Annotated in this window: 16 protein-coding genes and 1 other RNA gene; 2 read left to right on the top strand and 15 right to left on the bottom strand. The window is 57.8% G+C overall.

Annotation, left to right across the window (positions count from 1 at the left end; all coding sequences use genetic code 11):
* Positions 1–348 precede the first annotated feature (348 nt).
* Positions 349–912, top strand: a complete 564-nt coding sequence (locus tag F8N12_RS11535) for a hypothetical protein (RefSeq protein WP_150580545.1) — start codon at positions 349–351, stop codon at positions 910–912.
* 1,275 nt (positions 913–2,187) lie between these two features.
* Here F8N12_RS11535 and F8N12_RS11530 read toward each other — a convergent pair.
* The 15 genes from F8N12_RS11530 to F8N12_RS11460 all read right to left on the bottom strand — a co-directional run bounded on the left by F8N12_RS11530 (position 2,188) and on the right by F8N12_RS11460 (position 17,574).
* Positions 2,188–4,038 carry a DUF927 domain-containing protein gene (locus F8N12_RS11530; protein ID WP_412072144.1) on the bottom strand — a complete coding sequence of 617 codons (1,851 nt, stop codon included), beginning with the start codon at positions 4,036–4,038 and terminating at the stop codon, positions 2,188–2,190.
* On the bottom strand, positions 4,025–4,903 hold the full coding sequence (locus F8N12_RS11525) for a toprim domain-containing protein (RefSeq protein ID WP_150580544.1): 879 nt from the start codon (positions 4,901–4,903) through the stop codon (positions 4,025–4,027). The genes F8N12_RS11530 and F8N12_RS11525 overlap by 14 nt, the downstream gene beginning before the upstream one ends.
* On the bottom strand, positions 4,900–5,178 hold the full coding sequence (locus tag F8N12_RS11520; protein WP_150580543.1) for a hypothetical protein: 279 nt from the start codon (positions 5,176–5,178) through the stop codon (positions 4,900–4,902). The genes F8N12_RS11525 and F8N12_RS11520 overlap by 4 nt, the downstream gene beginning before the upstream one ends.
* Before the next feature lie 92 nt (positions 5,179–5,270).
* Complete coding sequence (locus F8N12_RS11515) at positions 5,271–5,534, bottom strand: hypothetical protein (RefSeq protein ID WP_150580542.1); 264 nt, start codon at positions 5,532–5,534, stop codon at positions 5,271–5,273.
* 68 nt (positions 5,535–5,602) lie between these two features.
* Complete coding sequence (locus F8N12_RS11510; protein ID WP_150580541.1) at positions 5,603–6,079, bottom strand: Rha family transcriptional regulator; 477 nt, start codon at positions 6,077–6,079, stop codon at positions 5,603–5,605.
* On the bottom strand, positions 6,076–6,357 hold the full coding sequence (locus F8N12_RS11505) for a helix-turn-helix transcriptional regulator (RefSeq protein WP_224787696.1): 282 nt from the start codon (positions 6,355–6,357) through the stop codon (positions 6,076–6,078). The genes F8N12_RS11510 and F8N12_RS11505 overlap by 4 nt, the downstream gene beginning before the upstream one ends.
* 739 nt (positions 6,358–7,096) lie before the next feature.
* Complete coding sequence (locus F8N12_RS11500) at positions 7,097–8,335, bottom strand: tyrosine-type recombinase/integrase (RefSeq protein ID WP_150580540.1); 1,239 nt, start codon at positions 8,333–8,335, stop codon at positions 7,097–7,099.
* A gap of 165 nt (positions 8,336–8,500) precedes the next feature.
* Positions 8,501–8,898, bottom strand: a transfer-messenger RNA (tmRNA) gene (ssrA, locus tag F8N12_RS11495).
* A gap of 95 nt (positions 8,899–8,993) precedes the next feature.
* Positions 8,994–9,272, bottom strand: coding sequence for a hypothetical protein (locus F8N12_RS11490; protein ID WP_150580539.1), 279 nt, complete (start codon positions 9,270–9,272; stop codon positions 8,994–8,996).
* Positions 9,273–9,565: 293 nt separating this feature from the next.
* Positions 9,566–9,844, bottom strand: coding sequence for a hypothetical protein (locus F8N12_RS11485; RefSeq protein ID WP_150580538.1), 279 nt, complete (start codon positions 9,842–9,844; stop codon positions 9,566–9,568).
* 133 nt (positions 9,845–9,977) lie between these two features.
* The gene (locus F8N12_RS11480) at positions 9,978–12,788 is read right to left on the bottom strand and encodes an FAD-binding and (Fe-S)-binding domain-containing protein (protein ID WP_150580537.1); all 2,811 of its coding nucleotides are present in this window, start codon (positions 12,786–12,788) and stop codon (positions 9,978–9,980) included.
* Complete coding sequence (locus tag F8N12_RS11475; protein ID WP_150580536.1) at positions 12,785–13,456, bottom strand: LutC/YkgG family protein; 672 nt, start codon at positions 13,454–13,456, stop codon at positions 12,785–12,787. Before F8N12_RS11475 ends, F8N12_RS11480 begins: the two co-directional genes overlap by 4 nt.
* Complete coding sequence (locus F8N12_RS11470; protein WP_150580535.1) at positions 13,456–14,910, bottom strand: LutB/LldF family L-lactate oxidation iron-sulfur protein; 1,455 nt, start codon at positions 14,908–14,910, stop codon at positions 13,456–13,458. Before F8N12_RS11470 ends, F8N12_RS11475 begins: the two co-directional genes overlap by 1 nt.
* Entirely contained in the window at positions 14,907–15,731 is an 825-nt protein-coding gene (locus tag F8N12_RS11465; RefSeq protein ID WP_150580534.1) for a (Fe-S)-binding protein, read from the bottom strand. Before F8N12_RS11465 ends, F8N12_RS11470 begins: the two co-directional genes overlap by 4 nt.
* Before the next feature lie 148 nt (positions 15,732–15,879).
* On the bottom strand, positions 15,880–17,574 hold the full coding sequence (locus F8N12_RS11460; RefSeq protein ID WP_150580533.1) for a lactate permease LctP family transporter: 1,695 nt from the start codon (positions 17,572–17,574) through the stop codon (positions 15,880–15,882).
* A 261-nt stretch (positions 17,575–17,835) separates the two neighbouring features.
* On the opposite strand from F8N12_RS11460, the gene F8N12_RS11455 reads away from it, so the two are divergent.
* Positions 17,836–18,603: a GntR family transcriptional regulator gene (locus tag F8N12_RS11455; RefSeq protein WP_150580532.1), complete on the top strand. Its 768-nt coding sequence runs from the start codon at positions 17,836–17,838 to the stop codon at positions 18,601–18,603.
* Positions 18,604–18,746 lie beyond the last annotated feature (143 nt).

The following is an 18,746-nucleotide window of genomic DNA, read 5'->3' as shown; positions in this document are numbered from 1 at the left end:
TGGTGAAGGGCTTCCATGGCTGAATACATGATTTCTTACACCCAATTATCCAACGCCACGCTGAACCGACTGAGCGGAGTTTCGGCTGCAAGTCGTTACATCCTTGTCAATGCAGTAAAAAACAGCTCTAACAACAGATAGTGCGAAATTGCGCTCCACTTGACCACCCGTTTGCATTCGACCTGACCAGTCACTTGCATTCGTTCTGACCAGCGATTGCATCGGATTTGACCAACACGCGTTGTAACCTTGATCGGCAGAGAACGGCCAAGAGCTGACGCTTCAAGGTATATGAAGCACATAGGCCGCCAAAAAAGGGGCCTCTCAAATATTCGCGAGTAAAAATCCATGACTACACCTGCAACCCTGTATCCAATCGAAAAACACAAACACCTCTATGCCAAGTGGTGCGCCGCCGCCGCGTATGGCCGCGGCCTGGCCGGCGGGGGTAATTCCTTGGCTTTCGAGCTGATAGAGGCAAGCGGCCTAGGCCAGGTAACCGGGCCAGAGCAAATTGGCCCGAACGTCGATAAATGGCAGATGAGTTTTATGAATAAGATCGAAGCCGAGGCTGCACGCGTGGGTGTGACCGATTTCTCCTTCGGCCGTGCCCAGAAGCTAGTCAACATTTACTTGAAAACGGTGCTCGTCTGCGGTGGCCACCACCAACACCCGAGCGTTGCCTTGCTCCATCCGCCGCTGGACTCTGAACTGTTCAAAGGGTTGCGCAGTTTTCTATCGAAGAACCGCGCCGCGATGGGTAAGGCGCGCTCAGCATTCATCGCCGCGCAAAAGCGTAATCCGCGATGGACTAAGTTCTCTGAGGCTGATTACGTGGCGCACATAGATGTCATCAAGTTGCTGATGGTCGGCAAGCCGCTCTACCAGGTCGAGGAGCATTGGATGCTCTGAGCAGGTAAGGGGCTGTAGTGAGTTATAGCCAACTTGGAACGGCAGCTGTGGGTCGATTTTGCCTGTCGCCACCGGTAGCAATGGGCAGCTCTCCGCCGATCATGTTGACTAAACGTGCTGGTAAATTCCGATGGAATCGGTGGTCAGATCCATTGCAAACGCCTGGTCAAGTGCGATGCAAACGAGTGGTCAGTACCGATGCAATCAGGTGGTCAAGTGGAGTGCAATTTCGCATCTGCAACGGAACGTGACGCGTAACGTACCGACGGCGGTTGGAATCCTCATTGAGCATCTGAACCGAAACGATTGCCGCGCCCTGGCCTCCCGTTCCCTGATGGAAAAAACCACGTTTGCAAATGTTAACAACTTGGGGGCATAGGGCCAGGTCCTTTCGGCCAACAAAACCGGGGCTTTAGGCCGAAATTTTGACGCGTTTGTGGGTGGCTAATATTAGCCATTTGTTACCTGTCATTTTAATTAGCTGGTCGGATGGCAACACAATCCTCTGTTCGCCACCTTAACAATCCTTAACAACCTAGCAGCATACGGCAAGGCCATTCTTGACCCGAAAATACGGGCTTTTTTCCGAAATTTCAAAGCGTTTGTAACCGGTTAACCTTAACAATTTGTTCACTTTGCGTTTTTGCCACGTTAACCAATGTTAACAGCCTAGCAGCATACGATTAGGCCATTCTTGACCCGCAAATACGGGCCTTTTTCCGAAAATCCGACGCCTTTGTAGCTGGTTAACGTTAACGATCTGTTCGTTGTTCGTTGTTCGTTGTTCGTTGTTCGTTGGCATGCAGCAATGCCTCTTGGGCGCATGGCCCGATAGCCGCCAGCGGCGTGAACTGTAGGTGTCCGGGGACAGTGGGGGTAAATCGCCAACCGCTCAACCCTGGCACCCGTAGAAAAACCAAAGTGCGTTTAGATCTCCGGCTCCAGCTTTACCGGGCATGGCGCTCGGTTGCAGTGCTGGTGCCGGTTTGGGCGCGTTAGATAACTCATGGTGTCCGCCAAGCTGCAACAATTTACCCGCTTCAGCGCCCTTTTGATTTTTGCTGGGGGAACTGGGGTAACCGAGGGGACAGCCAGTAATGGCGCGGGCTGTAGCGGTTCCCTTCGCTTTTTTGGCCGGGGGAACTGGGGGAATTGATACTGACCCGGTTCCCTTGGTTCCCTATGCGTTTTGAGGCGGGGGAACTACTGGAAGCAACGTGGCCCTAGGCGGTTCCCTTGGTTCCCTCAGTTCCCCCTCGAAAAAGCAAAATGCGTTTAGGTTTCCGGTTCCAACTTCGAAGGGTCTATCCAGTACAGACGTGGCTTTGTCTTGTCCGGTAGGCATTTTTTGTGCTGGTTTTTTCCGAGCTCCCGCTTGGTGATAGCCCCGACTGAATCAAGCGCCTGTACCACGCGGCCCATGTCGTAACCCTTGGCGGCTTCCTCCAGTCCCGGACGGTTGAACAGGTACAGGCGCCCACTCGGTGAGGCCTCCCAATAGCCCGCTCGATCCCGTGCTTCACCGTGTGGATCGTCGGCACTTGAAAAGCGGGTGTCACCGTGACGGGCAATGAAGTCGGCAATGCTCTTGAGGATCTGGCGATCTTCGCTTGGGCCCGTACCACGGCCAGCGCGCCACACGTCGAACAGCTCCAACATGGCGATCTGTACGGTGCCGGGTGGAATGCTCAGAACGCCGAACTTGATAGCCAGCTCCCCCGCCAAGGCGACCAGGGCAAAGCGTTCAGCGGCCCGGCCTTCTTGCCCGTTGGCGCTGGGGAACTTGGCGCCCATGGAAGCCAGCCATCCAGGCAACTTGTCCGCGTCACCAGACGCCAAGAGCTGGCGGATGAACTCAGGCCCGGCATGGCCGTAGTCCGTCACGCTGGCGCGCTGGATGGCGTCGGAAAACTCCCGGCCACCGGCCAATCCGTGCAGGTTGTCCCAGGCGCCATAAGTGCGGCGAGCGGCGATATCCAACAGGCGAATTTCCTGACCGGCCCGGCTGCGCTTACCCCCTTCGGCCATCAGTGCGGACAGCCCCAGCTCGCCCGACGAAAACAGCATCACGCGCCAGCGTTTGGCAGCCTTCGCGGCGCCGTTGCGGCTTGCTCTGGCCTTGCCGGTGCCGTTGGCCATGGCATAGATCACTGCACCAATCTCACGCGGGTCTGCCTCACCAATTTCGTCCAGCGCCAGCAGCGTGTCATTGCGTTGGCTGGCGATTCCTTCCAGGCCGTTGCCGGTAGCGCGCCAAGTGCGTTTGAAGTCTTCCCCGTGCCCCCATACCGAGGCACCAGCCAGAATGGCGGAACTCTTGCCGGTGCTGGAATCGCCCACGATGTGAAACCCGCCACCTTGGCGCTGAACATGAAACAACAGCGCGCCGGCCAGTGAGGCGCAGACGCTCAGTAGCAACAGCGGATTGCCCTCGCATCGCGAACCAATGCTCGACTGCCATCCTGCCAGTGTTCCGGCGTGCCGGTAGTCGTCACCATTGGCGGCCTCGCTCTGAAATATGGCGTCACCGGTGCCGATGTTCTGCCGGGGCATAATGAACAGCTCGGGTGTATGCCAACCGGTAGCCGTGGCAGCAATAACCCGGCGCGTGGGGTGCTGGCTCGCGATGTACTGGGGCACCTGCGCCCGGCGCTTGTAATCGACCTCTAGCCCCATGTTCAGCAACGCACTAAGTATCGAGTCAGGCTTGCCCGCCAACAGCTCGTTAGGCATTGCCCAGGTCAGCCAGCGGCTATCAGAGTTGCGAAAGCGCAGTAGTTGGCCATAGTCGCCATCTTGGCCTTCGTTGCGGGTCACTGCGTCTACATGTAGTGGGCCGCACAACCATTCATCAAATGGCAAGGATTCACCCGTTTCCTTGCTCTCCCTGTGCCCGTGGAACCAGACGCCGGGGCGCAGTTTGCGGCCTTTCTCATTCGTGACCCAGTGTTTGTACACGCACCAGCAAGGGCGTTCAGGTGCGATTTTCGGAGTTTCACACGCCAGAAACTTGGCCGAAACCTTTGCCGCTTGGCATGCGGTAGTTGTCGCCGTATTGGCCCCGTCAGTTGCCCCAGCCGTGCCGCCTAGATCACTTGTCAGACTAATTACATTACTCGTTGGCACGGTCTGCTTCCCAGCGATACAGGTCGTTGAAGTCGGTCAGGGTGTCGGGCGCACTGTTCGGCCAGTCGGGAAACGCTACTAGTCCACCCACGGCAATGGCGGCGGCATTGGCGGCGGTGCGGCCGGGATTGCCCTCGGTCTGACGGTCGTCGTCGCCCGTGATGATGATTTCGGTAGTGTGATATTCGGCCCTAAGCGCCAGCGCCACCGGTTTTAAGTTACCGGCATTCATTGCACAGGCGACGGTGTGGCCGCTTTCGTGAAGCGTTGCACCCGTGGCCCAGCCCTCGCAGATACAAAGTGGGTTGCCTAGCGTGATATGGCCCATCGGTGAATAGGCGCCCTTTACCCGGCCACCAGCCAAGAAGCGCTTGCTGCCGTCCGAGGCGATCCGTTGCAGGTTGACTAGCACGCCATCGGAGTACAGCGGCACCAGTAATTCGTCATTGCGCTGGCGCAGGCTGTGGGAGCGAACACCCTTAGCGATTAAATAGGCGTGGTCAGGGTCGGCGCGTTGTCCGTCACGCCACCAGCGTTGAGCAAGGGTTGCCGCGTTTAGTTGGCGTTGGCGTTGCTCGGCCTCGCGTTGATGGCGGGCCTGCTCGATGCGCTGGCGCACATGTTCGGCTTCACGATAATTGACGGGTGTTCGACTGCTCCAGGCGCTGGAACCATTCGTTTTCCAACTGCCGAATGCTCCCGAAGCGATGCCGTCCAGATACAGCACATACCAGCCGTTGAATGTTCCGGGTTTGTCGTAAGGGACGTGAAACCTATGAATAGTTCCATCTGGCACGGGTAGGAAGTCGAGTTGCCCAAACACTGACTGGAGCGCGTCACTGAAAAGGATAGTCGAGTCTGTCATATCGTCCCCTTGGCAGCGCCAGCAAAGGCCCGACACATCCGGCCATTTTTCACGGCGTGCCAGTAGGTCAGATCGTCCTGCGAATCAACGAGGCAGGCCGTCACCAAAGCATCAGTGCTACGCATAACTACGCGCCCGCACTCAGCATCGGCTTCGGTCAAGAATGGTCCTAGCAATGCTTTGGGCTCTTTCGGATGGGTCACATAAAACAGGTCGGTGGCTTTCTTCGGGCAAGCCTTCGGCGTTACCGCTTTTTCGCAGGATGTTTCGATCATGGTGATTATTCCGTTACGAGACTTTCGGTGCTACTCGCTCCAATGCCGTTAGGCAAACTGGAGCTCGTGACGAAAAAGAGTTGCTGAGGCATTCATTCATCGGCCTTCGAAGGATCAAGTCGTGCAATTAGCGCCTTAAAGTTTTCAATGATTTCCGATAGCCAGCCTGCCCGTCCGGGGTACTGCTCTAGGTCGTAAAAATCGCGAAGCTCTGAGCAGGCATCAATCAGCAGGGCCAAGCTATCGCCGTCGATGGCTGGCGCGGAGGGAGCTAAGAAGTCGTCGTAAGCTCCCGGCGTAGTGGTGGTGCTGGCACACGCATATGGCTTGCCATTTAAAGGCTTCACGCTACCCATAACGGCAACTCCTGATGGTGTTTGATGAGTTGCAATCGGGTGCAGTCATGGCAAGGTCTGGGCGGTGTTCATGGAGAGACACCCACCAGTTCGAGGGGCAGCTTCAATTGCTCCCTCAAGTGGGCAACGTGCCGGTGCATGCGTGGCTTTTGGTAGCGCCAATGAGCCAGCCGCCTACCGCTCCGACTCGCCTCTTTCCTTGCAGCCTCAAGAGTCTGATAAGCATGCCCGTATCGGGCTTCGCGGAATGCCATTATCAGACTCGACTTCAGCTCTACGACGCGATCAGTGTTGCGAGACAGAGCGAGCAGAAAAAATGCCTGATCCTCGTTCAGCAGGGCGTACTTCAGATGCTTAATGCCGCGAGACTCTGGCGTTTTCACTGCCTCCGTTTGAAACGGAAGAAGTCCGAACTCTTTGAATTTTCCAAGATGGCGCTCGATCAGCGCGATGGAGTTCTTGTGTTTGTTGCCCAACTTCTCGACCAGCAAGCGGCTGTCTACGCGGGGTTCATCCTCGATGAGAGTCAGCATGACTGCGTTCATGTGGCAATCCTCCGCTGGTGCTTGCTCTGTTGCTCATCATCGATGGGAATGACGGGAGCGTTCGCGGCGTCGCGTGCTTCGATCTTGGATTGCAGCCATGACTGAACTTCGGCAACAACATAGAAAGCGGCGGCTTGGCGAGCGTCGCCATCTTTGAGTGGGCGCGGAAAGCTTGGATCTTTTTTGCGCAGCTTATCCAAGCCCGAGCGGGACAAATCGAGCCAGTCGCACAGTGCCGTCTGGCGAATCATGGCTTTGTTTTGCGTTTCTTTGCGCATGGGTGTGTCCATATGTATACGAGGAAGACACCCGTTATTCTCCGCATACTTACGAAAGACGCACCCTTTTTAATTGGACCTTCGACATTCTGATTTGCCGACCTTCGTCAGCAGAGCACCTATTCGTTTGTCATGCAGGTACATGCCAGCAGCATTGAATGCCGCACGGGTAAATTCCAGTCGTCCGGGCGAATTTTTTTGTCGGCATCCCTCCCACATCGTCAAACAGGTTAGCGCTAGCGCAATCTGATAAGGCTTTTTCTTCGGGCCTCTTGGACACTTTTTCGCGGTCGCTGCGTCCAAGGCTTCCTGGACTGATCGCCTCATCGTTCTCGGACCGTGAACCTCCCAACTGCCTTCTTCGCTCGCTACCCAGTCAATTTCCTCCCAAGGAATGCGATTTTGAGCGATTTGGACGTCGATGAAAGTCTCTCTAGCGCATTTGCTCAGTGCATCGACGAGGGAAGGGGGATCCAGAGTAAGCATGGCCCTTAGCGAGCGAAGAGTGTCCTTGTGTGTAGCGGCTCGCTGGTGGGCTATTTTTTCTTCGTTTTTTGCTGTTGCTACTGAGCGGAGAAGGTTCCAAAGGTCGTCCTCACTGATCGCGTGCTCGGTGAACTTGTGGGCTGCCCTAATGAGCTTCGCGTTATCCTCAGCAGATACGGTTGTTTCAGACCCGAGCCGCGACCAATGCACCCCCCTCTTCGGCCAGTTCACACCAGCCATACAAATGCCTGCATCATGCGCGCTTGAACTCCACCACATTGCCTGTAGATAGTCTGTCTAAGTGATCGGCATACCACTGCATCATGGTCGTGCGTTGAGCCAGGTATTGAGCTTTGTTGTACACCCCGGCAATCCCGTCTTTGACGTGCGATAGCTGGGCCTCGATATGGTTCTCGTCAAAGCCGTGTTCGTTGAGGATCGTGCTGGCGATATGGCGGAATCCGTGGCCGGTCTGCCGACCTTCGTAGCCAAGGCGACGTAAAGCCATTAGGAAAACGGTATTGGAGCGCGGTTTCGTGGTGTCGCTACGGCCAGGAAATAGCAGCAGGTAAGCGCCGGTGAGGTTGTGCAGAGCGTGCAGTAGTTCGATGGCTTGGCGCGGCAGGGGAACCACATGTTCACGACGACGCTTCATTCGTTCGGCGGGAACTGTCCACAGGCCGCCCTCTAGATCGAACTCAGCCCACCGGGCTTCTCGCAGCTCAGACGGACGACAGGCGAGCATCGACAGCAGGTGTAGACCGATACGGACGTCTGCCGCGCTCGGGTACGCTCTGATAGCTCGCAAAAGAGGCGGCAGTTCGTCGATGGAAACATGGGCATAGTTTTCGGCTGGCTTGGTCAGCAGGAACTTGTGCAATCCTTCCAGCGGATTGTGAGTGGCACGACCAGTGACGCGTGCCAGGTCGTAAATTTCCCGGCACATGCCACGTACTCGGCTGGTCTGCTCGACAATCCCGGTTTGCTCCATACCGCGCAGGAACTCCATCCACTCCATTGGCAGAACACCCTGATAAGGCCGCTTGCCGAAGACCGGAAACACATGCAGTTGCAGGGCGCCGATGGTTCGGGTTGCAGTGCCTGCACTCCAGCCTTTGCGCTTGTTGGCGTACCACTCGCGCGCCAGATGCTCGAAAGTATTGTTGGCTGCCTCACGTTCTGCTGCCTTTTGGGCGCGCTGGGTGGCGAGCATGCTGCCATCTTTCATTGTGCCGTCGCGTAACTCTGCTGCCTTCTGGCGCGCCTGCTCGCCGGTCAACTGGTGGCTACCCTTACCGTAGCCTCCCAAGCCTAGCCATGACCATTTGCCATCGGCTTTTTTGTAACGCAGCTCCCAGGATTTCTGGCCGGTGGGCTTCACTCGCAGATAGAGCCCGGCGCCATCTAGCTCTCGGTAGGTGCTGGCCTCTGGCTCAAGGCTGGCTAGGGTGGTGTCTGCCATCGGACGGCGCTTAATCTCCGAACGCTTCATGCGTGTATGCCTCAGTTTCAAATTTAAGGCGAGCATACAAGCAGGCATACACGGGGCGCAATGCTGTGTGGGTTCATTTGTGGATGTCCAGACACAAGAAAGCCCGCACGGGGCGGGCTTCTTGGGGTGTTTCCGATCATGTGAGAACATGTGGAAACTGGTATTTGGTGGAGCCGGGGGGATTTGAACCCCCGTCCGCCAGTACTCCGCTGTCGGTACTACATGCGTAGCCGTTTCTATTAAGTTAACCCTCAGCGACCCGAAGGGCAGGGTGCTTTGGGCGAGTTGTGTAAGTTTTAGCCGCTTCGTCCACAACGTACTGCACGGCGATTCTGTTCTATATGACAATCATTTCGGGTTTACAGACATCCCCTAATGATTGCTGGACCCGAAGGTACCAGAAGCTCAGGGTCTAAGGCTGCTTACGCAGCGATGGACATTTCCTGGCCGTAGTTTTCGTCATTGGCAACTATAAGTAGTTGCAACAGTGGATTTACGAGTTCTGTTACCAACTCGGCATGCACCTAAAGTTTCGCGACCGGCGTCGAATCCTAAACGGCCCCGAACTCATTGCTCGTGAATCTGATGAGCAACAAGCGTGTGTAGTCTACGTCAATCTGACCCGGAAGGCCAACCCGAAGGTTGGCCCGGGCTGGTATCAGTTGTTTCGGGCTGGGTCGCGTACTTCGATTTTGGCAACGATGCCGCCGGTGGTTTCGACGCACTCTTTGTCATTGCCAGCAGCCTGGGATGCTTTGGCTTTCGCCAAGCCTGCCTTCAGATTGTCTGCGGAGTTTTCTCCGACACTCGGAGCGGTGGCAATGAAATCAGTAATTTTCTGAATGTTGGTCGCACACAGATCCTTATCAGCAGCAAAGGCAGGGGACGACAGCATCGCAGCGGAAATCAACAGACCAGCAAAAACGGTACGTTTCATGGGTATCTCCTTGAACTGATGGTCTCGGTCCTGCCAGACGATCCAGGCTGTGCCGAGGTCGTTATAAGCCACGTTCGTGGGGCCTGTTCAAGTGACTACAGCGATTCGAAGGAATTCGCTTTTTTTTCAAAAAGGCATGAAAAACCGTTGAAATCAATCGAAATGCACTAAAAAGGGGCGCAATTGCCCCGGTTTTATAGTGTAAATGCCTCAGTCGCCAATGAGCTCGGTGAGCTGCCCCACAAGAAACATTAGCTGTTGGGTTTCAATCCCGCCAATGCGAAGCCTTTGCTCTACTGGCCACCTTTGGAGCGATTTTGAACGAGCTGCAGAGCTCGGGTGGTATGTGCGACGCATTGCTTGTCGTCACCTCTTTCGTGCGCGGCTTTCGCTTGGGCGAGGGCATCTTCGACCTGACCGTTCACACCGCTGGTGTCGGTTGCCAGCACAGCTTTTTCGCTGTTGATTTTGTTCATGTTCATCTTGCACAGATCTGCGTCGCCGTCGGCAAAAACGGGAGAGGCAAGCATCGCTGCGCAAATAAAGAGGCCAGCTGGAGCGGAGGACTTCATGGGGTAACTCCTTGCGCGAAACAACTCGAGAAGGCCGGCCTTTGGGATCTGCCAGCGACATCACTCTTGAGCCTCGTCGCCGAGGCCTATACAGAAGACTGCACCAATGCGCCGGGGTTCTGTTTGTACCGGATCAACGGGGGCGAGCCTGGGTCACGCGGTCCACCAGGTAGACCAGTCCGTGGTAGTCGATTCCACCATGTTGCGTGAGGCCGATTTCACAGGTGCGGCTGGTGGAAATCCCCTCGCTGCATTGCTGCACCGCATCCTTCAATGTCCTCAATGAATGAGCATTCAATTCAGGTGTGGTGAAGCCTTTGTCGCCGGCGAATCCGCAGCAGTGAATGCCTTCGGGTATGACTACATTCTTGCTGCATTTGCGCGCCAGCTCGATCAGCGCCTGGCTTTCACCAAGATGTTGCGTGCTGCAGGTTACATGTACGGCAATAGGTGCTTCCTGCGGCGTGAAGTCCAGTCGATCCATCAGGTGCATACGGATGAAGCGCACCGGGTCGTACAGGTCGAGTCGAACCTCGCCGAGGTCCTCGATCAATCGCAACGTGCAGGGGCTGGTGTCGCAGTAAACCGGATCGAGCCCGCCACGGCTGGCGTGCAGCAGCGCGCCGATCAGCTCCTGGCGTTTGTGCTCGGCTTGCTCGGCGTAGCCTTTTGAGGCGAAAGGCTGGCCGCAGCAGAGGCTGTCCAGATTGTCTGGAAAGACCACTTGGTACCCGGCTTTTTCCAGCAGTCCGCGGGTTTTGTCGTACAGCGACATTTGCTCTTTATCGCCAGCCGCCGGCCCCATTACCCGCGACACGCATGCGGCCAGATACACCACCCGTGGGCGCTCGTCCGGGGCGCTGGGGCTGAAGCGAATAGCGCTCTCAGGCTGGGGCATGGCGCTGGTCCATTGCGGGACGCGCCCTTTCGACAGCTTCGCCAGCGTGGCGGAAAGTTTCGCCAGTCGCGGCGCTCCCAGCAGCATTCGCGCGCCATTGGCCGCATGCAAAGTGAAGCGCGCACCTTGCATGGCGGTGGCGAAATTTCCTTCAAGCCAGTTGGCGGTTTTCGTATGCGTTGCTTTCCGGCTGCGTAGCTTTTTCACCAGCTCGCCGGTATTGATGCCTACAGGGCAACGTTGCGCGCAAAGACCGGTGGCGGCGCAGGTGTCGATGCCTTGGTATTCATAAGCCGCTTCCAGTTCAGTGGTATCGACGCCGGCCCGCTTCTTCGCCTGAATGTCGCGCCAGATGACGATGCGCTGGCGTGGGCTCAGGGTCAGTCCTTTGGACGGGCAGACCGGCTCGCAGAAGCCGCACTCGATGCACTTATCCACAATCTCGTCGGCAGCCGGCAGTGGTTTCAGGTGTTTGAGATGGATCTGCGGATCGTCGCTGAGCACCACGTCCGGATTGAGTATCCCGTTCGGGTCGAGCAGGCGTTTGAGCTGCCACATCAATTGGTAAGCATCGCTGCCCCATTCCAGTTCGACAAAGGGCGCCATGTTGCGGCCCGTGCCGTGTTCGGCTTTCAGCGAGCCGCCAAACTCCACTGCAACCAGTTGCGCGACGTCGTCCATGAACGCTTGATAGCGGGCGATTTCCTGCGGATTGTTGAAGCCTTGGGTGAAGACAAAATGCAGATTGCCCTCCAGTGCGTGCCCGAACAGGATCGCTTCGTCGTAGTGGTGCCTGTCGAACAGCTCGATCAGGCGGTTCACACCGATGGCCAGCTGTTCGACCGGGAAGGTCACGTCTTCGATGATCACCGTGGTGCCGGTTTTGCGCACGGCGCCGACAGCGGGAAAGGTGTCTTTGCGGATCGCCCAGAGTCGGGCGTTTTCCAGCGGGTCTTCAGTGAAGTCGACCTGTTTTTCCACCGGGAACGATGCCAGCGACGTCATGATCTGCGCCAGTTGTTCACGCAGTAGCGTGGACGTTGCGGCGCGGGACTCGATCAGCAGCGCACAGGCGTTATTCGACAATTGCTGTACGAAAGCGGGCATGCCGGGTTTGTCCTGAACCGAGCGCAAACTGCGCCGGTCGAGCAATTCCACGGCGGACACCGGTTGGCTTTTCAAGACCGTGACTGCGTTGCAGCAGGTTTCCACATCCGGGAAAACGATCAGTGCTGACGCCTTGTTCGGGTGATCGATCACCGTGTCGTAAGTCACGGCGCTGATGAAGCCCAGCGTGCCCTCGGACCCCACCAGCAAGTGGCTGAGGATATCCACAGGCTCGTCGAAATCCACCAGCGCATTGAGTGACAGGCCGGTGGTATTTTTCAGACGGTATTTATGGCGGATTCTCGCAGCCAGTTCGGCATTGGCGCGGGTTTCGCGGCCCAGCGTAGCCAGGCGCTCAAGCAGTGCAGCGTGGCTCTGGCGAAACGCTGCGACGCTGTTGGCGTCTTCAGTATCGAGTCGGCTGCCATCAGCCAGCACCAGACGAATGCCAGCCAGTGTGTGATAAGTATTTTGCGCGGTGCCGCAGCACATGCCACTGGCGTTGTTAGCGACAATGCCGCCAATCTTGCAGGCGTTGATCGAGGCCGGATCCGGGCCGATCTTGCGCCCGAACGGTGCCAGCCAGGCATTGGCCTGCGCGCCGATCACCCCGGGTTGAAGGCGGATTTGTGTGCCTTGCCCGCGTATCTCACGACCGTTCCAGTTATCCCCCAGGACGATCAGCACCGAATCACTGATCGCCTGGCCGGACAGGCTGGTGCCGGCGGCGCGGAAAGTCACCGCGACCTGATCGCGCTGCGCCAGTTGAAGCAATGCCACCACTTCATCTTCGGATTCGACGCGGATCACCAGTTGCGGAATCAGCCGGTAGAAACTGGCGTCGGTGCCGAAGGCCAATGTCGACAGTGGATCGTCGAAACGTCGATCTTGGGGGATGAGTTTCTGTGCATCTCGCAGGAAAGCCGCGGGTAGAGTCATTGGTCCTCCAGGATCAAAACCACCAGGTCTTTCGGACCGTGGGCGCCGTAGGCCAGGACCTGCTCGATGTCGGCGGTCTTCGACGGGCCGGAGACCAGCAGCGCGTTGGTCGGCATGCCTTGCGCCCAGTTGAATTCCTGCTGCACCTGGTAAAAGTTGTCGCGGATCTCACTGGCCTTGAGCAAGGCGAAATGCACCGGTGGTACCAGACTCATCAAACGCGGTTCTTCCCGGGTCGGCCAGAGAATCAGACTGCCGGTCGCAGCGATTGCTCCCAGGGTAGTCGTCAGACTGGCCGGTGTGTCATTGAACAGCTCGGTTTTCCAGTCTTCGACCGGTCGGTCGTAGGACGTCAGCACCGGCAGGCCGGGATTATTCGCCCAGTGCTGAGTGACACGTAGACCATGAGGAGTCGTCGGTGCAATCAACAGGCTCGGCAGCTGACGATCGTGCAGCAGCTGCGCGAGCAGTGCCGGCCAACCTTCGTTGCAGGTCAGATGGATTTCCGTGTGCACGGCCTCCATCAGTTTGCGCAATTGTGGGATACGCTGATCCTGCGGGTAGGTGTACGGCACCGTAACCAGTTCGACGTCGAATTCGTCAGGCACCGGCGTGGTGCCTGCCAGACTGTTGCGCAATTTGGCGAGGATGTTTTGTTTGGCGCTCATCAACGATCTCCCTGGTTGGCCAGATGCTCGCGGGCCATGTCATGCAGCGTGCGAGCCGCAGGTTTCGGGGCACTGTGATTTTGCGTCCACGGGCCGACGTTGCCTGGCGTAACGGCGCGCAATCGCGTGGCGAAAAATCCGAACAGGCGATACAGGGTGGGCGAGCTGTTGAGCCTGGCCCAGGCGTTCCAGATAAAGCGTTCTTTGCGCGAGTACTTGCTGCCTTGGCCACGCATGACGTGCTTGGGATCGTTCGGGGCTTTGACGTTTTCTTCGCGCAGACGACGCAGCAGCGCCGGGATCGGAATCTTGACCGGGCAGACTTCACCGCAAGCCCCGCACAGGGACGAAGCGCTCGGGTGATCGGGGACTTTCGCCAGGCCGACCATGTGCGGGGTGATGATTTTTCCGATAGGCCCGGGGTACACCTCCCCATAGGCGTGGCCGCCGATTCGGGTGTAGACCGGGCAATGATTCATGCAGGCGCCGCAGCGGATGCAGTTCAGGGTCTGGCGCAATTCGCTGTCGGCGAAGGCCTGGCTGCGCCCGTTGTCCAGCAGCACCAGGTGCACTTCCTGTGGGCCGTCGAGTTCATGTTCCTTGCGCGGCCCGGAAATCATGTTGACGTAGGTGGTGATCGGCTGACCTAGCGCCGAACGGGTCAGCAACGACAAAAGTGGCACCACGTCACGCAGGTTTTCCACGACTTTTTCGATGCCGGTGACGGCGATGTGCACCGGCGGTACCGTGGTGGTCATCCGCCCGTTGCCCTCGTTTTCCACCAGCAGTAGCGTGCCGGTTTCGGCCACGGCAAAGTTGACACCGGAGACGCCGATGTCTGCTTCAAAGAATTTCTGTCGCAAGACTTTGCGACCGATCTGAATGAGTTGGTCAACGTCCTTGGTGTACTCCACGCCAAGTTTGTCGTGGAACAAGGACGCGACCTGACCGGCATTCTTGTGGATCGCCGGCATAATAATGTGTGAAGGCTTCTCGTGGTCGAGCTGGACGATGTACTCCCCCATGTCCGACTCCAGGCATTCAATGCCTTGAGCCTCGAGGACATGGTTCATCTCCATCTCTTCGCTGACCATCGATTTGCCCTTGATCACTTGCCGCCCCTCGTGAGCGCGGATGATCGAGAGGACGATGCCATTGGCTTCGTCCACCGTTTCCGCCCAGTGCACTGTCACACCGTTGCGGGTCAGGTTCTGTTCAAGCTGTTCGAGCAGGTCGGGCAGCTTGGATAACGCACGGGCGCGGACTGCATTGCCCAGCGCTCGCAGATGTTCTCTTTCGTGGGCATCGCTGAAGGACGCTGCCCGTTTGGTCATCAGTGAATCCATCGCCGTGCGAAAGTTGTTTCGCAACTGCTTGTCGTCCAGAGCCTTGTGAGCCCGAGCGCGAAAATCTTCTTCCACGGCAACCGTAGGAATAATCGCGGAAGCGTTCATTGAACACCTCCGGTTCTTTGCCAAAGGAAACTGGCCAGGTGTTGGCCGCGCAACGCTTCCTTCTGTTTCTCCAATGAGCCGTTGATGTTCATCAGGCAACCGCAGTCGGCACTCAGTACCTTGTGCGCGCCGGATTCCTTCAACGACCGCGTCTTGTCAGCCACCATCGCGCCGGAAATGTCTGGCATACGGACGCTGAATGTCCCACCGAAGCCACAGCATTCACTTTCATGGCTGTGCTCGACCCGTTCCACCTTGCTCAGCTGCGCCAGCAATTCCCGGCCGTGCAGGTGAGTGTTCATCTCCCGACGTGCCGAGCACGAGGTGTGCAGCGCCACTTTCACCGGCTCGCCGCTGTCCTTGAGCTGAACCTTGCAGACGAACAACAGAAACTCGGCCAGCTCATAAGTCCGGGCTGCCAGCGCCTGAACCTGTTTCAGTGTTTCCGGCTCGTTCTTGAACAAGTCGGCGTAATGTTCGCGCAGCATGCCGGCGCACGATCCCGACGGCACTACCACCGGAAAACCACCGGCAAACAGCGCCAGTTGCGAGCGCGCTACGGTCCGGGCCTGATCGGTGTAACCCGAGGTGTACGCCGGTTGCCCGCAGCAACTCTGCCCTTGCGGATACTCGACACGAATGCCTTCGCGTTCCAACAGACGAATCGCATCCATCCCGGCTTCCGGGTAGAACAAATCCACTACGCAGGTCCCGAACAGATAGACCCGCGACGGTTTTTCGCTTGGGTATTGTCGAGGCTCGGGCAGTGGCGGGGCGACACGGGTGGCGTTCGGCACGGCGTTATAAAAAAGCTCGCTCATCAGGCGTCTCCGGGTGGGCCCGGTTATCCGTCTGCTGAGGCTGCTGAATATAGAGAGCGTTGCTTTCAGCAGCCTTACAGACCGGGTGGTGAATAGCTGACGCCGGAGTCGTGGTCCGGCGTCGGTGTTTACGTGTGCCCGTAGTCCGTTAGTGCACCAGCATGCCGGTGAGCCAGTAGGCCTGGACGTAGGTAATCACGCCGACAATCGTTGCAAAGAACAGACTGTGCTTGAGGGTGAAACGGAACAGATCCGATTCTTTGCCCACCAGACCGGTCGCGGCGCAAGCCACGGCGATCGACTGCGGCGAGATCATCTTGCCGGTCACGCCGCCGCTGGTGTTTGCCGCTACCAGCAGGGTGTCACTGACACCGATCTGGTGCGCGGTAGTGGCCTGCAGCGAACTGAACAGGGCGTTGGATGAGGTATCCGAGCCGGTCAGGAACACGCCCAGCCAGCCGAGGAATGGCGAAAAGAACGGGAACGCCGCGCCTGTACCTGCCAGCACCAGAGCCATGGTCGACGACATGCCGGAGTAGTTGGTGACGAAGGCGAATGCCAGCACCATACCGATGGACAGAATCGGCCAGCGCAGTTCGTACAGCGTCTCTTTGAAAGTGGTAAGACCAGTTTTGACATTGATCTTCAGCACCAGCATCGAGATCAGCGCGGAAAAGAAAATCGCGGTGCCGGTCGCCGAGATCGGGTCGAGTTTGAACACCGCAGGAATCGCCGTAGGCGCGGTCACGATTGGCGCGACCTTGATCACCATCTGGTCCAGATGCGGGATGGCGAAGTTGAACACCCAGCTGTACATCGAGCCGCCGGCGGCAAACATGGCCTTGAACGGTTTCAGGGTCCAGATCGTCACCAGGACGGTGAGAATCAGGAACGGCGACCACGCCTTGAGAATTTCCCCAAAGCTGTAAGGCGATGCGACGGTGCTGCGCGGCAGACCGAAACCTCCGGCGCTGGCGCTCACCACGGAAGCCGAAACGGCGCCGGCGATGTGCTGGCCGGCAGCGCGTTTTGGCTGCCAGACTTTCAGGAACAGCGTCAAGGAAATCAGGCTGGCGAGGGCCGAGGTGATGTCCGGCAGTTCCGGGCCAATGTAGTTCGAAGTGAAGTACTGAGTGATGGCGAAACTCAAACCTGCCACCAGCGCCGCCGGCCAGGTTTCCTTGACGCCGCGCATGCCGTCCATCATGAACACCAGCCAGAACGGCACGAACAGTGACAGCAAGGGCAGTTGGCGGCCGGTCATGGCGCCAATCTTGAACGCGTCAATGCCGGTCACCTGGCCGGCGACGATGATCGGAATGCCCAGTGCGCCAAACGCCACGGGTGCGGTGTTGGCGATCAGGCACAGGCCTGCGGCGTACAACGGGTTGAAGCCCAGCCCGACAAGAAGCGCAGCGGTAATTGCGACCGGTGCACCGAAACCGGCGGCACCTTCCAGAAACGCGCCGAAGCAGAAACCGATCAGCAGCACTTGCAGGCGTTGGTCATCGGTAATTGACAGTACCGAGCTGCGGATCACTTCGAACTGACCGCTCTTGACCGTCAGTTTGTAGAGGAACACTGCAGCGACGATGATCCACGCAATCGGCCACAGGCCATACGCGAAGCCATACCCGGCAGCAGCAAACGCCATGTCAGCCGGCATCTGGAAGGCGAAGATTGCAACCACGATCGACAAAGCCAGGGTGATGCTGCCAGCGACGTGGCCTTTGAGGCGAAATACCGCCAAAGCCAGGAAGAAAAACACGATGGGGATGACGGCCGCGAGTGCGGACAAGCCAAGGCTGCCGAGCGGACTGTAGAGCTGTTGCCAGGTTTGCATATGGGGTGGCCCCTAATTGTTGTTGGTCAGGCACTGATCAGCGTTCTTGGATAATTGGTAATACCAATTTACAATCGCTGTCGGCTAGGGTAAAAGCCTTCTATGCGGTGTGTCAATTTGCCGCCCTAAAACTTTTGTCGTATAGGCGCGGCGGATGTCATGGATTTGCGAGGTGGGGAAGCCATCCGTTAGATGCCGGGCATGTGCAGGTAGGCCAGAATAGAGAGCCCGGCGAGCCGTCGGGATCGTGGAGAATGAGTTATGGCTTTTGATCAGATTCGTCAGCGCCGTTTGTCTGACGATATTGTCGAGCAGCTTGAGGGGATGATCCTTGAGGGCACGCTGAAGGCCGGTGAACGCTTGCCGGCCGAGCGGGCGCTGGCCGAGCAGTTCGGCGTGTCGCGTCCTTCGTTGCGCGAGGCGATTCAGAAGCTGGCCGCCAAAGGGCTGCTGGTTAGTCGGCAGGGTGGCGGCAATTACGTCGTTGAGTCACTGGGCACGACGTTCAGTGATCCTTTGCTGCATCTGCTCGAAAGCAATCCAGAGGCGCAACGTGATCTGCTGGAATTTCGCCATACGCTGGAAGCCTCTTGCGCCTATTACGCAGCGTTGCGCGCGACCGATGTTGACCGTGAGCGGCTGACGGCGGCATTCAATGAGTTGCAAGACTGCTACTCGCGTCACGATGACGTCAGTCGCGCGGAAGAGGGTGCGGCTGACGCGAAATTTCACCTGGCGATCGCCGAGGCCAGTCATAACGCGGTGTTGCTGCACACGATTCGCGGGTTGTTTGACCTGCTCAAGCGCAACGTGGTGACCAACATCGGTGGCATGTACAAACAGCGCACGGAAACCCGCGACATGCTGATCACTCAGCATCGGGAGTTGTACATGGCAATTATCGAGGGGCGGGCGGAGCAGGCGCGGGAAGTTTCCAGTCGACACATTCTGTATGTGCAGGAAGTGCTGGAGGAAGTGCGTCAGGAAGTACAGCGCATGGCTCGGGCAGAGCGGCGCAAGGGGACGTGATAGCGCGAAAACAATTCACTGTGGCGAGGTGGCTTGTCATTGTGGCGAGGGGGCTTGCCCCCGTTGGACAGCGGAGCCGTCCCGGCATCGACGGCTGCCACCTGCCCGAACGGGGCGATGCGACAAGCAACCTCGGCACAATG

The organism is Pseudomonas fluorescens (assembly GCF_902497625.1).
Taxonomy (GTDB): domain Bacteria; phylum Pseudomonadota; class Gammaproteobacteria; order Pseudomonadales; family Pseudomonadaceae; genus Aquipseudomonas; species Aquipseudomonas fluorescens_BQ.
The sequence above is the reverse complement of the archived record's forward strand: the minus strand, read 5'-3'. Positions and strand labels throughout refer to the sequence as shown.